The sequence below is a fragment of the Flavobacterium sp. LM5 genome (assembly GCF_002017945.1).
Lineage (GTDB): Bacteria > Bacteroidota > Bacteroidia > Flavobacteriales > Flavobacteriaceae > Flavobacterium > Flavobacterium succinicans.
In genome coordinates this window covers 1-15,092 of the sequence record NZ_MUFX01000004.1, presented here as the reverse complement: position 1 = coordinate 15,092, position 15,092 = coordinate 1, and the positions used below count along the sequence as shown (strand labels likewise).

At 38.0% G+C, this 15,092-nt stretch carries 6 protein-coding genes, 5 tRNA genes and 3 rRNA genes; 4 read left to right on the top strand and 10 right to left on the bottom strand.

From position 1 onward, the window contains the following. Positions 1–9: 9 nt before the first annotated feature. Positions 10–3,030, bottom strand: a complete 3,021-nt coding sequence (locus tag BXU11_RS12260; RefSeq protein ID WP_024980752.1) for a carboxypeptidase-like regulatory domain-containing protein — start codon at positions 3,028–3,030, stop codon at positions 10–12. 261 nt (positions 3,031–3,291) lie between these two features. Here BXU11_RS12260 and BXU11_RS12255 point away from each other — a divergent pair, with 261 nt between their 5' ends. The 3 genes from BXU11_RS12255 (at position 3,292) to BXU11_RS12245 (ending at position 6,490) form a co-directional block, all read left to right on the top strand. Continuing rightward, positions 3,292–4,344, top strand: coding sequence for a sensor histidine kinase (locus BXU11_RS12255; protein ID WP_024980753.1), 1,053 nt, complete (start codon positions 3,292–3,294; stop codon positions 4,342–4,344). After that, positions 4,334–5,041 carry a LytTR family DNA-binding domain-containing protein gene (locus BXU11_RS12250; RefSeq protein WP_024980754.1) on the top strand — a complete coding sequence of 236 codons (708 nt, stop codon included), beginning with the start codon at positions 4,334–4,336 and terminating at the stop codon, positions 5,039–5,041. Before BXU11_RS12255 ends, BXU11_RS12250 begins: the two co-directional genes overlap by 11 nt. Positions 5,042–5,230: 189 nt before the next feature. Further along, on the top strand, positions 5,231–6,490 hold the full coding sequence (locus BXU11_RS12245; RefSeq protein WP_024980755.1) for an MFS transporter: 1,260 nt from the start codon (positions 5,231–5,233) through the stop codon (positions 6,488–6,490). A gap of 97 nt (positions 6,491–6,587) precedes the next feature. Here the strand turns inward: BXU11_RS12245 and BXU11_RS12240 are convergent, their stop codons facing one another. Continuing rightward, positions 6,588–7,094 (bottom strand): adenine phosphoribosyltransferase, encoded by a 507-nt coding sequence (locus BXU11_RS12240; RefSeq protein WP_024980756.1) that lies wholly within the window; start codon positions 7,092–7,094, stop codon positions 6,588–6,590. Between the two features lie 119 nt (positions 7,095–7,213). Between BXU11_RS12240 and BXU11_RS12235 the strand changes: the two genes are divergently transcribed. Beyond that, positions 7,214–7,287, top strand: a tRNA-Arg gene (locus BXU11_RS12235). Between the two features lie 169 nt (positions 7,288–7,456). Here the strand turns inward: BXU11_RS12235 and BXU11_RS12225 are convergent. The 8 genes from BXU11_RS12225 to BXU11_RS12190 all read right to left on the bottom strand — a co-directional run bounded on the left by BXU11_RS12225 (position 7,457) and on the right by BXU11_RS12190 (position 14,402). Next, the gene (locus BXU11_RS12225) at positions 7,457–8,686 is read right to left on the bottom strand and encodes an IS4 family transposase (protein WP_078212739.1); all 1,230 of its coding nucleotides are present in this window, start codon (positions 8,684–8,686) and stop codon (positions 7,457–7,459) included. A 291-nt stretch (positions 8,687–8,977) separates the two neighbouring features. Continuing rightward, positions 8,978–9,063, bottom strand: a tRNA-Leu gene (locus BXU11_RS12220). Positions 9,064–9,069: 6 nt separating this feature from the next. Continuing rightward, positions 9,070–9,142 (bottom strand) — tRNA-Phe (locus BXU11_RS12215). Positions 9,143–9,199: 57 nt separating this feature from the next. Further along, positions 9,200–9,308, bottom strand: a 5S ribosomal RNA gene (gene rrf / locus BXU11_RS12210). A 155-nt stretch (positions 9,309–9,463) separates the two neighbouring features. Beyond that, positions 9,464–12,338, bottom strand: a 23S ribosomal RNA gene (locus tag BXU11_RS12205). Between the two features lie 191 nt (positions 12,339–12,529). Beyond that, positions 12,530–12,603: transfer RNA gene (locus tag BXU11_RS12200), tRNA-Ala, on the bottom strand. Positions 12,604–12,691: 88 nt separating this feature from the next. Then, positions 12,692–12,763: transfer RNA gene (locus tag BXU11_RS12195), tRNA-Ile, on the bottom strand. A gap of 129 nt (positions 12,764–12,892) precedes the next feature. Continuing rightward, positions 12,893–14,402, bottom strand: a 16S ribosomal RNA gene (locus BXU11_RS12190). The 16S, 23S and 5S rRNA genes sit together here with 4 tRNA genes alongside, the layout of an rRNA operon. Between the last annotated feature and the right edge of the window lie 690 nt (positions 14,403–15,092).

Here is a 15,092-nt window from a genome sequence, read left to right as displayed (position 1 = left end):
TTTTAGTATTTAGAAAGTTACATTTAAATTTAATCCGATACTTCTAGTAGAAGGTAAGCCAAAAATATCTACCCCTTGAAGACCTTCTCCTGTACTTAATGCAATATTTGGATCAAATGGAGCATCTTTGTAGATAAAAAATAAATTTCTACCTACAACTGACATAGAAGCTGACTGTAAAAATGGTAAACTTTTCACGTTGAATGTATAACCAAGTGACAACTCTCTTACACTAATGTTTGTAGCATCATAAACATACTCTCCTAAAGCACCATTTCTACCTCCTACTTTTGCATAATACTTCTCTGCAGCAATACTTGTTACTGGTGTTTTGCCATCAGCCGCAACTGCGTTCACTTTAACTCCTCCTGCATTTTTAGCATCACCAAAAGCTTTAGAAACTCCAGCTTGATCATTTATTGCTTGAGTCATACTCAAAACATTACCTCCAAATCTTCCATCAACTAGAACATTTAATGTAAAGTTTCCAACTTTAAAGTTATTAGCAAAACCTAACATAAAATCAGGATTAGCAATACCTACTTCTTTAAAATTCTGATCTACTTGTACATCACCATTGTTATCCAATAAAAGTCTTCCTTTATCATCTCTAACCGCGGTAAACGCTTCAATTACACCAAAAGGTCTTCCTTCAATTAATGAAAACTGATATCCATTACTACCTGGTAACGTTAAATTGATTCTTCCACCTAACTCAGCAGGAATATTATTCACTTTATTAGTGTTTTTAGAGAAGTTAACTGTAGAATTCCAAGAAAATTTCTCTCCTTCGATAACTTTTCCAGTTAACACCACCTCAATACCTTTATTTTCAATACTTGCTGCATTAAAGGCATAATTAGCATAACCAAAAGGATTCGTTGCTGGTGCTGGAACTTGAACGTATTGGTTTTTGGTGTCTGAATTATAGTAGGATATTTCAAAACCTAATCTATTATTAAACATTCTCCATTCAGTTCCTATTTCAAATTCTGATTTTAACTCAGGTTTCAAAGAAGATCCTGGTCTTGGTCCTACTGAAGGAGCTATAACATTACCCGCAATTATGGTAGCAACTGGAGAAGTAACACCAACAGGAATATCGTTACCTACTTGAGCATAAGTAGCACGAACTTTACCGAAACTAATCCATTCTGGCATTTCGGTCATTTGAGAAATGATGCCAGTCAAACCAACTGATGGGTAGAAAAATGACAAATTATCAGTATTTACAAGAGTAGATGACCAATCATTTCTGGCAGCAACATCTAAAAACAAATAATCTTTATAACCAAATGTACTTGTTGCAAATATAGACTGAACCTCTCTTTCAGCTCCTCCTATTTGTTGGTTCAATTTATTGTTTACAAAATTTCCAAGTGTAAACCAGTTCGTATTTACCAAACCTCCATTATTGATTCCTGAATTCAAAACAGTTGATTTGTTTGCTAATGTACTAGTAACACTAGTACCAAGTATTGCATTAAAAGTAAAGTCAGAATTAAAAGCAGTATTAATTCTTGCTATAAAATCACCATATTTTTGTGAACTTTCATTATTAATGTTCACATAAGTTCCATTTCTATTAACCAAAATTTCACTTGTTGTAGCATGCATTTTTTTATCAAACTCACTATTGATTTTATTATAACTAAATCTAGATGAAAGATTCAACCAATTGTTTACTTTGTAATCTAATGCAATAGATCCATTAAAGAAATTGTTGCTATCTATTGATTTTGCTTTATTAATTAACCAATATGGATTTTGAATGTATTCATTAATCACTGGATAATTTTGAGCATAAATATTTCTAACAGGATCAAAAACTTGATAGTTATTTTTCAAATTAGCAAAATCATTTCCAGCACCTCTTGGTAATAAGTATGTTCCTAATAATGGATTAAAATACAACCCACTTATTGGTCGGTTTACAATTTCTTGAGTCGTATATTTAGCATCAACTGCTACTGTCAATTTGTTATCAAAAAACTTTCCAGTTTGTCTGATTCCAAAGTTATTTCTTTTCAAACTGTTTCCTGGCATAATACCATCCGCCGAAGTGTTGGCATAAGATAAGTTAGTTGAAGCTACATCAGAAGCTGATGAAAAACTAACTGAAGAAATTTGAGTATTTCCAGTTTCAAAAAAATCTTTTACGTGATCTCTAGTTTTTTCTTTCTCTCCTTTAAAGTTGTAATCATTTTGAAATTTAGGCAAATAAGCTGCAGTTTCAAAAAGTGTTACAGAAGAACCTGTTATGGTTGATTTTCCTTCTTTAGCTTTTTTAGAAGAAAGCAAGATTACACCATTTGCCCCTTGAGAGCCATACAATACAGATGCTGCTGCACCTTTCAAAACAGTCATTCCATCATAATCCTCAGGATTAATCAATGAAACAACATCTCCACCGTCACGGTTACCACCACTTAAATCACCAAAAGTTTCATTAGGCTGACTTGAAGACCCATTAAACAAAGGAATACCATCTATAACATATAAAGGTTGGTTATTACTTACAGAAGAGTTTCCACGGATCGCTACTTTGGTAGATCCACCAGTACCACCCGCACTTCTCGTAACGGCTACACCAGCAATTTTACCCGCTATAGTATTAACAATACTTGCATCTTTTACTCTAGTAAACTCCTCTCCTTTTAGCTCTTGAGCAGCATAGGTGATTGATTTTTTAGATTTCTTGATACCTAATGAAGTTACCACCACTTCAGTTAAAGCAGTAGTAGATTCAGCTTTTAACACGATATCGAGTGTTTCTTCGTCACCTACAACAACAGAATTCGACTCATATCCTAAATAAGATATTACTAATGTTTTACCTTTGCTTACTTTGATGGTAAAAGATCCATCAAAATCAGTAGAGGAACCGTTTGATTCTCCCTGCACTTTAACATTTGCGGATGGAATTGGAGCTCCACTGCGGTCCACTACCTTTCCTTTGACTGTTTTTACTTGCGCAAGTACCAATTGCGAAGTAAAAATCAGCATAACGATTACTAAAATTTTTTTCATTTTTTTAAATGTATTTGTTAGTTATGGTGTAAATCTATTCTTAAGGTTTTGTTAAAAAAAATAAATTATACGAACGGATCTTTTTTTTAAACCAACAGCATTTTTTTTTCAATAATACGCGAAACGAAAACGTTTTCTTAACTAAAGATTCTCATCAAAAAACATCATACCTTACTTTTTACATAGAAAAAAAAGGTTTTTAACAACAAAATGAGTATTGTTGCAAAATATAAATAGCTCCAAAATAATAAACAACATATAATGAATAGAATAAAAAACTTAACATTTGACATAAAAATAAAAAACCATTTTTGGTTTTGGGGCATCTATTTTCTACTTAATTTTTTACGCTGGGGCGCCTACTTTAATGATTATGAATATTCGTTTAAGTCAAATGTTATAGAATTTGCTTTACACATTCCGCTGGTTTATTTCAATTTGTTTTTGTTGGTCCCGAGATATGTTTTAAAATCAAAATATTGGCATTATACACTTTCTCTCATCCTTTCTTTGGCAGTCATTTATATCCTAAAAACAGGACTAACCTATTTTTTAATTTCTAAAAATATATGGCCGGAAGCAAATCGAGATTACGAAGCTTTTGAAATCAACCATATTATTGCTGTTTGCATTGGTGAATTGTATGTGCTAGCCATGGCATCGTCAGTTTACTTGACGCTTACTTGGCTCAAAGAAAGAGAACGAAATAGAATTCTTGAGGAAAATCAATTTAAAATAAAACTCAAATACTTAAAAACTCAAATTCAACCTCATTTTTTCTTCAATACGCTAAACAATCTTTACGCACTTTCCCTAGAATCTTCGGACAAAGTGCCCAACGTTATCATAAAATTATCCCAATTAATGGAATATGTTTTGTACGATATTGAAGGCACCAAATTTGTTCCTCTAATAAAGGAGCTCGATTATATTCAAAATTATATCGAAATAGAAAAACTACGTTTTGAAAACGTACAAGTATATATCAATCTAGAAAACAATATAGAAAACGTCTTTGTGCCTCCGTTGCTTTTGATTAATTTAATCGAAAACGCATTCAAACATGGTGGCGCCAATAATACTGACTTAAAAATTAAAATCAATTTCAAAATTATCAATGGAAATATGCTAGATTTTGAAATAATAAATAATTTTGTACATTCACAAAACGAAAACCATAAACACGGCATTGGTCTAACCAATACTAAAGAAAGATTGGAGTTGATTTTTAAAAACAAATATCAATTAAATCATCAAATCAAGTTTAATTTTTTTATAATTCGTTTACAAATTCCCATAAGCAATGAAGATTAAGTGTGTATTGATTGATGATGAACCATTAGCTAGTAAAGTAATACAAAACTACTTTGAAAACTTTCCCGAATTCGAAATCGTAAAAACATTTACCAATCCTATTGAAGCATTAGATTTCATAAACAATACTACCATTGATGCGCTTTTTCTAGACATCAACATGCCATTAATGTCAGGGTTTGAATTGATCCATTTGTATCATAATAAAAAAAATACAAAAATCATCATCACTTCAGCCTTTAGAGAGTTTGCTGCAGAAAGTTATGATTTAGATGTATTAGATTACCTAGTTAAACCCATTCCACTGCCAAGATTCATCAAATGCCTTTCGAAAATAACCAATGAATTTCAAAATAAAAACAGCCCAAAACATGACAACCATCGGGTTGAACCTCATATTTTTATCAAAGTAGATAAAAAAATGGTAAAAGTAAATATTGATGAAATTCTATTCGTTGAAGGCATGAAAGAATACATCAAGGTAGTTACCCAAGAAAAAACGTACATTACCCACAAATCACTCTCTTCACTAACTGATGAACTTCCAGAAGAGCGATTTATGCGTATTCATAAATCGTTCACAATTGCCATTGACAAAGTCAAAACACTTGAAGGCAATCGTATTCAAATTACTTCTTACACCATCCCAATTGGAAGAAACTTTAGCAAAGAAGTGAAAAATAGAATATTGGAATAAACCACCATCATTTGTGATCTACCTGCTCCTATTTTTATTGGTTTAACCAAAGAAAATACGTGTTATTGAAGAAAAAAGGTAGTTCATTTAAAAAAATGTAAAAAATAACCAAAAAATTTTTTTTTCGAAATCGTAAGAGATATATTTACGTCTAATACTTTGTTTAATTAAAAATAAAAATAAATACCTATGTCTAAGAATAAAAGTTATTTACTACCCATTGCAATGATGTTCTTTTTGTTTTTCATCATATCCTTCGTTACAGGCCTTCAAAACCCAATGGGAGGTATCTTAAAAGAACAATTTACTTTAAGTAATTTCGAATCCCAATTAGCCAATATGGCGGTTTTCCTTGCTTATCTTTTTATGGGAATACCCGCTGGTAAAATGATCGAAAAATTAGGGTATAAAAAGTCAGCGTTAATCTCATTAGTTATTGGATTTTCTGGTGTTTTAATTTTGTTTCTTGCTGGAAAAATAGAATCTTTCAATTTCTATTTATTTGGAGCATTTGTTTCAGGATTTTCAATGTGTATCTTAAATGCAGTTGTAAATCCAATGCTATCCATTTTAGGTGACGAAAAAGGAGCCAATTCAAGACTTAACTTTGGAGGCGCACTAAACTCTTTAGGAGGAACATTAGCGCCAATTTTAGGAGGTGTGGTGGTTGGAAACATCCTTTCGCCAAAAATCTCCGATGCAAATCCTTTGTTATTTATGGCAATGGGAATTTTTGCTTTGGTATTCTTGGTTTTGTATAGCGTACAAATTCCAGAACCAGAAATTTCTGTTGCTGAAAAAGGAAATGAAAAAAATAGCCCTTTATCGTTTACGCACTTCAAAATGGGGTTAATTGCTATTTTCTTATACGTTGGAGTAGAAGTTTCGATCTCAAATACCACTTTGAATTACTTAATCAATGATCTGAAATTTGATAAAGGTGTTGCAGGATCTATTGTAGGATCTTATTGGTTACTTATGCTTGTAGGTCGTTTACTTGGAGGTGTTTTGGGTAAAAAATTCTCTAGTAAACAAATGTTGGTAACTGTATCTTCAGTAGCACTGCTTTTTGTGGTTTCCTCAATACTTATGGGTACAGGTACCTCTGCGTACATGCCTGCCTTTTCTGGCGAAACTTTATCTTTTAGCATGACTCAAGTTCCATTAAGTATTTTGCTTTTGGTACTTTGCGGATTATGCCTATCGGTTATGTGGCCTGGAATCTTCAATCTAGCCACTTCAGGTTTAGGAAAATATACAGCCCAAGGTTCTGGATTTTTTATGACAATGGTATTTGGTGGTGGTATTATTCCATTAGTACAAGCCTACGCAGTAGATGTTACAGGAAGTTTTCCTTCTAGCTACTGGATTGTTGTTTTAAGTTTAGTTTATATCTTATATTTTGCAGTTTCTGGATGCAAAAACATCAACAAAGATATTCCGGTTTAAAATTGATTGTACTAAGCGAAAAGTACATTACACTAAAAACTAAAAGAGCTCGAAAAAATTTCGAGCTCTTTTTTTTATAAAATATTCTAACAGTATTCTAATAGACCACTGGAGCAAAAACGGGGCGATCTCCTAATTTATCTCTTCCATTCAAGAAAGTCAATTCCATTATAAAGTTACACTGTACAATAGTACCGCCTAATCTTTCGACCAATTCACAAACCGCCTTAGCAGTGCCTCCTGTGGCCAAAACATCATCATGTATCAAAACCCTATCACCAGGCTGAATGGCGTCAGTATGGATCTCTAATGTATCCGTTCCATATTCCAAGTCATAAGAAGCCGAAATCGTATCAAAAGGCAGTTTATTGGGTTTACGAACCGGAACAAAACCAGCATTTAACTCTTGAGCAATTAAAGTACCAAAAAAGAAACCTCTACTTTCAACACCAACTACTTTATTTATTGCCTGATCTTTTAATGCCGCAACCAACACATCAAGGCATTTTTTACGAGCAATTGGATCAATTAACAACGGAGTTATGTCTTTAAATGAAATTCCTTCTTTTGGAAAGTCCTGAATATCACGAATATACTTTTTCATCGTATTTTTTTTTAATTTTTATACAAATTCATGCTTGCAATTTACACATTTATTCTTATATTTGCACCCGCAATCAGGTCATGAATCAAACATGATTAAATGACTAAAATGATTCAAAAGGCCTCGTGGCGCAACTGAATAGCGCATCTGATTACGGCTCAGAAGGTTACTGGTTTGAATCCAGTCGAGGTCACAAAAAAAACGCAATTGTCTCTTGATAATTGCGTTTTTTGCTTTAAAACACTTCCTGAAATAAAACAAAACAACTTAATTAGGGATAAAGTTTCATTGCTATCCGAAAGTTTTAATGAATGAGCATAAAATACCTTGTTACCCATTATAAATAGGCGTTTACTTTTTTATTATGCTGAAAATAAGTCAGAACTGAATTTTAATTCTGGTTCTGATCTTATTTTTTTGGCTCCATCTCCAACCTGATTGCAGATATAATCTAAACTTAAATAATACACTAAACAGATTCTGATTTTTTCAACCAGATTTGAGAATGACTTTGTCTTTTTTGATATGGTTCTGTTTATCAATTCAAGCAACAAATAACAAATCAAAGCGATATAAATTTGCGATTTAACCGCATTTTCACTTGTACCCAAGAATGTTTTTATCTGTAGATTTTGTTTCATCGCCTTGAAAAACAATTCGATATCCCATCTCTTTTTATACAAATCGGCTATTGTTCTTGCTGACCATTCTAAATTATTGGTTATTATTTCGATAATCTTATTTTCGTCTTGCTTATACACATGGACTAATCTTAGTCTTTCTTGGTTAATACCTGTCTCTATGGCTTTACTACTGTTTAAAACAACTATTTCGTCCTTGATAATGTCTTGGTCTTCTTCATCTGGCAAATCCAACTCTTGGATGGATTCGTACAAAGTATTTGTCTTAATCCTAATTACAAAAACATTTTCTGCTTGAATTCGATGCAACATCAATGCGAAATCAAAATAAGCCCTGTCTTCCACAACGATGGTTCCTTTTGAGAAAACTAACTGGCCTATACCATACCGATCGTGTGTTTTAGCTTCGGTTATATTTACCAAATCCGGGATTTGTAAATTATCATCCCAGCAGGTGTGTATTTTTAAGCCACCTTTTGCTGTCCGAAACTTTGCCCAGTCAAACATATTCAAGCACAAACTGATTGTGGTACTGTCTATCAATTTTATGTTTTGTTCTTTAATTTCTTTGATAATACTACGTTGAGATTCACTTTTTAAAACTCTTCCATAATGTTTCAAAAGCCTGTAATATAGGGATTCAAACACTTTCCAATCACGTTTTTTATTGCCATCACTCATCGTGGATCGTGCTGGACTTTGAATCAGTCCTAAATCCCCAATAAAAGTCTCACTGACCCCAATTCCAGTGGAAATATCATTTAAAGTGTAGCATTTATTAAGCTGTCCGTAAGTTAATGCAACAAATTGGTCGTAAGTCTTGTATTTAATACAGCCTTTGTCGAAACTGTGTTTTTTAGCACAAGATTCAAGCATCCATCGAGGAACAAGGTCAATAATTTGTCGAATAACTGGTTTTTTGATATTTTTGTTTCGCCTGAAGAGTCCCATAAAGTATTATTTGTTTCGCAAAATCAAAAATACGGGATTCTCAGGCATTTTTTATTTTAGACTTTCGGATAGCTATGACAAAATACATAAAAGTAATAAGTAACCCCCACAAAAGGCATTTTTAGTGAACATGGTTCCCGCTATCCTCTAAATCTTGTTTGGGCTTTATTCGCCCAAGCAAGGATACCGCTGCTATCGGGGTTAAGGAGCTACAATGGGCCTATTTATAGGCATTGTTACAACCAAAAAACTCCATTAGATATTCTCTAATGGAGTTTTTTTTTGTTTTTGTACTCAGAGCGGGACTTGAACCCGCACGAACATTGCTGTTCACTGGATTTTAAGTCCAGCGTGTCTACCAATTTCACCATCCGAGCAATTAGTGGTACCTCCAGGGATCGAACCAGGGACACATGGATTTTCAGTCCATTGCTCTACCATCTGAGCTAAGGTACCCTACTTTTAGGAGTAGTTATAAAAAAACCCTTCACTTTTGATGAAGGGTTTTCTAAAGAAAGGCGGCGACATACTCTCCCACAAATTGCAGTACCATCTGCGCAGGCGGGCTTAACTTCTCTGTTCGGAATGGGAAGAGGTGAGCCCCGCCGCAATAACCACCTTAAGGTCGTTTTGCAATGGGTAACCAGTTTGTACTGATTAACATTACATAATATCTTAACATACTGAGATAAAGAATATAAAAAGTTTCAACTTGCCTTGAGCGAAGTCGAAAGGAGAAAGTTCTCTCCCGAGAGCTTTCGCTCTCGGGAAAAAGGTGTACATAAGCTTACGGGTTATTAGTACTACTCGACTATGACATTACTGCCTTTACATCTATAGCCTATCAACGTGGTCATCTCCCACGACCCTTAAAAGAAATCTCATCTTGTGGTGGGTTTCGCGCTTATATGCTTTCAGCGCTTATCCCTTCCAAACGTAGCTACTCTGCGGTGCCCCTGGCGGGACAACAGATACACTAGAGGTTTGTCCAATTCGGTCCTCTCGTACTAGAATCAGATCCACTCAAATTTCTAACGCCCACAGTAGATAGAGACCGAACTGTCTCACGACGTTCTGAACCCAGCTCGCGTGCCACTTTAATGGGCGAACAGCCCAACCCTTGGGACCTTCTCCAGCCCCAGGATGTGACGAGCCGACATCGAGGTGCCAAACCCCCCGTCGATATGAGCTCTTGGGGAGATCAGCCTGTTATCCCCGGCGTACCTTTTATCCTTTGAGCGATGGCCCTTCCATGCGGAACCACCGGATCACTATGCTCTACTTTCGTACCTGATCGACCTGTATGTCTCTCAGTCAAGCTCCCTTATGCCATTGCACTCTTCGCACGGTTACCAAGCGTACTGAGGGAACCTTTAGAAGCCTCCGTTACTCTTTTGGAGGCGACCACCCCAGTCAAACTACCCACCAAGCAATGTCCTCTCTATCGAGAGTTAGGCCTCAGATAAACAAAGGGTTGTATTTCAACAATGACTCCACAACGCCTAGCGACGCCACTTCACAGTCTCCAACCTATCCTACACATCATTTATCCAAGGTCAATACTAAGCTATAGTAAAGGTGCACAGGGTCTTTTCGTCCCACTGCGGGTAAACGGCATCTTCACCGTTACTACAATTTCACCGAGCTCATGGCTGAGACAGTGTCCAGATCGTTACACCATTCGTGCAGGTCGGAACTTACCCGACAAGGAATTTCGCTACCTTAGGACCGTTATAGTTACGGCCGCCGTTTACTGGGGCTTCAATTCAATGCTTCTCCGAAGATAACATCTCCTCTTAACCTTCCAGCACCGGGCAGGTGTCAGGCCCTATACTTCATCTTACGATTTTGCAGAGCCCTGTGTTTTTGATAAACAGTCGCCTGGACCTCTTCACTGCGGCCCCGATTACTCGGGGCGACCCTTCTCCCGAAGTTACGGGTCTATTTTGCCTAATTCCTTAGCCATGAATCTCTCGAGCACCTTAGGATTCTCTCCTCGACTACCTGTGTCGGTTTACGGTACGGGTACTAATTACCTGAAGTTTAGAGGTTTTTCTTGGAAGCCCTTAGGCGCACTATCTCTTTGACCGAAGTCTCCGAGTACTATCGTATTTCCCCAAGCCGCGTGGATTTGCCTGCGCAGCTTATAGGTAGGTACTTCAACGAACTATTCCGTCAGTTCGCGGCGCTTTCATCACTCCGTCACCCCATCACAGTAATCAGTAGTACGGGAATATTAACCCGTTGGCCATCGACTGTCCCTTTCGGGTTCGCCTTAGGTCCCGACTAACCCACAGCTGATTAGCATAGCTGTGGAAACCTTAGTCTTTCGGTGTGCGGGTTTCTCGCCCGCATTATCGTTACTTATGCCTACATTTTCTTTTCTAACCAGTCCAGCATGCCTTACGACACACCTTCAACCCTGTTAGAATGCTCCCCTACCACTTACAATTGCTTGTAAATCCATAGCTTCGGTAATATGTTTATGCCCGATTATTATCCATGCTCGTCCGCTCGACTAGTGAGCTGTTACGCACTCTTTAAATGAATGGCTGCTTCCAAGCCAACATCCTAGCTGTCTGGGCAGACAAACCTCGTTCTTTCAACTTAACATATATTTGGGACCTTAGCTGATGGTCTGGGTTCTTTCCCTCTCGGACTTGGACCTTAGCACCCAAGCCCTCACTGTTATCAATCATTATATAGCATTCGGAGTTTGTCAGGAATTGGTAGGCGGTGAAGCCCCCGCATCCAATCAGTAGCTCTACCTCTATATAACTAAAATAACGCTGCACCTAAATGCATTTCGGGAGTACGAGCTATTTCCGAGTTTGATTGGCCTTTCACCCCTACCCACAGGTCATCCGAAGACTTTTCAACGTCAACCGGTTCGGACCTCCACACTGTGTTACCAGCGCTTCATCCTGCCCATGGGTAGATCACACGGTTTCGCGTCTAACACTACTGACTAAAGCGCCCTATTCAGACTCGCTTTCGCTACGGATCCGTGGCTTAACCACTTATCCTTGCCAGCAACGTTAACTCGTAGGCTCATTATGCAAAAGGCACGCCGTCACCCCACGAAAGGGCTCCGACCGCTTGTAAGCGTATGGTTTCAGGATCTATTTCACTCCGTTATTCACGGTTCTTTTCACCTTTCCCTCACGGTACTGGTTCACTATCGGTCTCTCAGGAGTATTTAGCCTTAGCGGATGGTCCCGCCAAATTCAGACAGGGTTTCACGTGCCCCGCCCTACTCAGGATACCACTATCCTTTACATTCATTACTTATACAGGGCTATCACCTTCTTTGGCTCTACTTTCCAGTAGATTCTAATTCTTTATGCAAGAAATCTCGTGGTCCTACAACCCCAACATTGCCGTAACAACATTGGTTTGGGCTAATCCGCGTTCGCTCGCCACTACTTACGGAATCACTTTTGTTTTCTTCTCCTCCGCCTACTTAGATGTTTCAGTTCAGCGGGTTTGCCCACCTATCGGTGTACTATGTCTTCAACATAGTGGTTGCCCCATTCAGGTATCTACGGATCAATTCGTGTGTGCCAATCCCCGTAGCTTTTCGCAGCTTATCACGCCTTTCTTCGCCTCTGAGAGCCTAGGCATCCCCCATACGCCCTTATTTTGCTTATTGTACCAATCATAAAATTAATTATGACCGTTTTTTTTCGCTTTCTCTAATAAATCAGAGAAAACTGCTTTCTACTTTTTATTATTTCTTATCTCAATATGTCAATGAACTTTAAATAAGTATTAAGTATTCTGTATTAAGTACTAAGACCTTATTGTCTTAATTCTTGATACTATCATCTTGATACTATCTTGTGGAGAATAACGGAGTCGAACCGTTGACCTCCTGCGTGCAAGGCAGGCGCTCTAGCCAGCTGAGCTAATCCCCCATTTTTTGTAAAATTCCAAATTTTTAAATTCCAAATTCCAAAAAAAAAGGATTTCAACCTCTAGAATTTCCTAATTAAGTGTAAATAGTAGTCCCGGCAGACTCGAACTGCCGACCCTACATTATCAGTGTAGTACTCTAACCAGCTGAGCTACGAGACTCTGTTTTTTACTTAATTCTTTATTCAATTTCTTTAAATTAACAGCAAGAGTAATATAATCGGTGTCATAGCACCTTTAAAATCTTCTTCTTTTTCCTTAGCGTGCTTTACGCTAACACTAAGGCTCTAGAAAGGAGGTGTTCCAGCCGCACCTTCCGGTACGGCTACCTTGTTACGACTTAGCCCTAGTTACCAGTTTTACCCTAGGCAGCTCCTTGCGGTCACGACTTCAGGCACCCCAGCTTCCATGGCTTGACGGCGTGTGTACAAGGCCCGGGAACGTATTCACCGGATCATGGCTGATATCCGATTACTAGCGATTCCAGCTTCACGGAGTCGAGTTGCAGACTCCGATCCGAACTGTGACCGGCTTTGTAGATTCGCTCCTGGTCACCCAGTGGCTGCTCTCTGTACCGGCCATTGTAGCACGTGTGTAGCCCAAGGCGTAAGGGCCGTGATGATTTGACGTCATCCCCACCTTCCTCACAGTTTGCACTGGCAGTCTCGTTAGAGTTCCCGACATGACTCGCTGGCAACTAACAACAGGGGTTGCGCTCGTTATAGGACTTAACCTGACACCTCACGGCACGAGCTGACGACAACCATGCAGCACCTTGTAAATTGTCTTGCGAAAAGTCTGTTTCCAAACCGGTCAATCTACATTTAAGCCTTGGTAAGGTTCCTCGCGTATCATCGAATTAAACCACATGCTCCACCGCTTGTGCGGGCCCCCGTCAATTCCTTTGAGTTTCATTCTTGCGAACGTACTCCCCAGGTGGGATACTTATCACTTTCGCTTAGCCACTGAACTTGCGCCCAACAGCTAGTATCCATCGTTTACGGCGTGGACTACCAGGGTATCTAATCCTGTTCGCTACCCACGCTTTCGTCCATCAGCGTCAATCCATTAGTAGTAACCTGCCTTCGCAATTGGTATTCCATGTAATCTCTAAGCATTTCACCGCTACACTACATATTCTAGTTACTTCCTAATAATTCAAGTCTAGCAGTATCAATGGCCGTTCCACCGTTGAGCGATGGGCTTTCACCACTGACTTACTAAACCGCCTACGGACCCTTTAAACCCAATGATTCCGGATAACGCTTGGATCCTCCGTATTACCGCGGCTGCTGGCACGGAGTTAGCCGATCCTTATTCTTACAGTACCGTCAAGCTCCCTCACGAGGGAGTGTTTCTTCCTGTACAAAAGCAGTTTACAATCCATAGGACCGTCATCCTGCACGCGGCATGGCTGGATCAGGCTTGCGCCCATTGTCCAATATTCCTCACTGCTGCCTCCCGTAGGAGTCTGGTCCGTGTCTCAGTACCAGTGTGGGGGATCTCCCTCTCAGGACCCCTACCCATCGTTGCCTTGGTAAGCCGTTACCTTACCAACTAGCTAATGGGACGCATGCTCATCTTTTGCCGTTGTGACTTTAATGTGAAAATGATGCCATTCTCACATACTATGAGGTATTAATCCAAATTTCTCTGGGCTATCCCTCTGCAAAAGGTAGATTGCATACGCGTTACGCACCCGTGCGCCGGTCTCTAGTTCCGAAGAACTATACCCCTCGACTTGCATGTGTTAAGCCTGCCGCTAGCGTTCATCCTGAGCCAGGATCAAACTCTTCATCGTATATTGTGCGCTTAATAAATTAAGCTATTTTTATGCGAATCCAATTCTATCGGTGTTTATTCTAATCTCTCGATTATCTTACTCTTTTTTTCTTTGTCTTATCTTTCAATAAGACGGCTGTCAATTCAATATGTCTAGGAACGTATTCTTCTTGTTTTCTGCGCTTTTCGTTGTCGCGATTAGCGGGTGCAAAAGTAGAAATTCTTTTTTTAACTGGCAAGAAAAAAATGAAGTTTTTTTTGAGATTTTTATCTCGTTTAAATCATTCTCTCTTATCAATCTCTCAAGGAACTTCCCGTGTTTTGCGGGGTGCAAAGGTAAATAACTCTTTTATTTCTCACAAGCTTTTTTGATTTTTATTTTTGAAAATCTCTTTTCGTTAATCTCAATCGCTTGCCAGTTTTTTAAAAGAACGTTGCCGTTGTTGCGGGTGCAAAAGTAGACCCTTTTTTCGTTTAAACAAGGCCTTTTTAAAACTTTTTTTGATTATTTTTTAATAATTCAATAAAGCTCTGATAATCATTATTTAACCAAAACTTTACGAATTGAAAAAACTTCATTATTCAACAACTAATCCTAAATCACTAGTAAAATACACTTTTCATACTCTATCTATACTTTATCCATACAGTATATATAGTGTATAAACAGCTTTTACAGTATAGAATATAGAGTTTGAGGCTAGAGAAC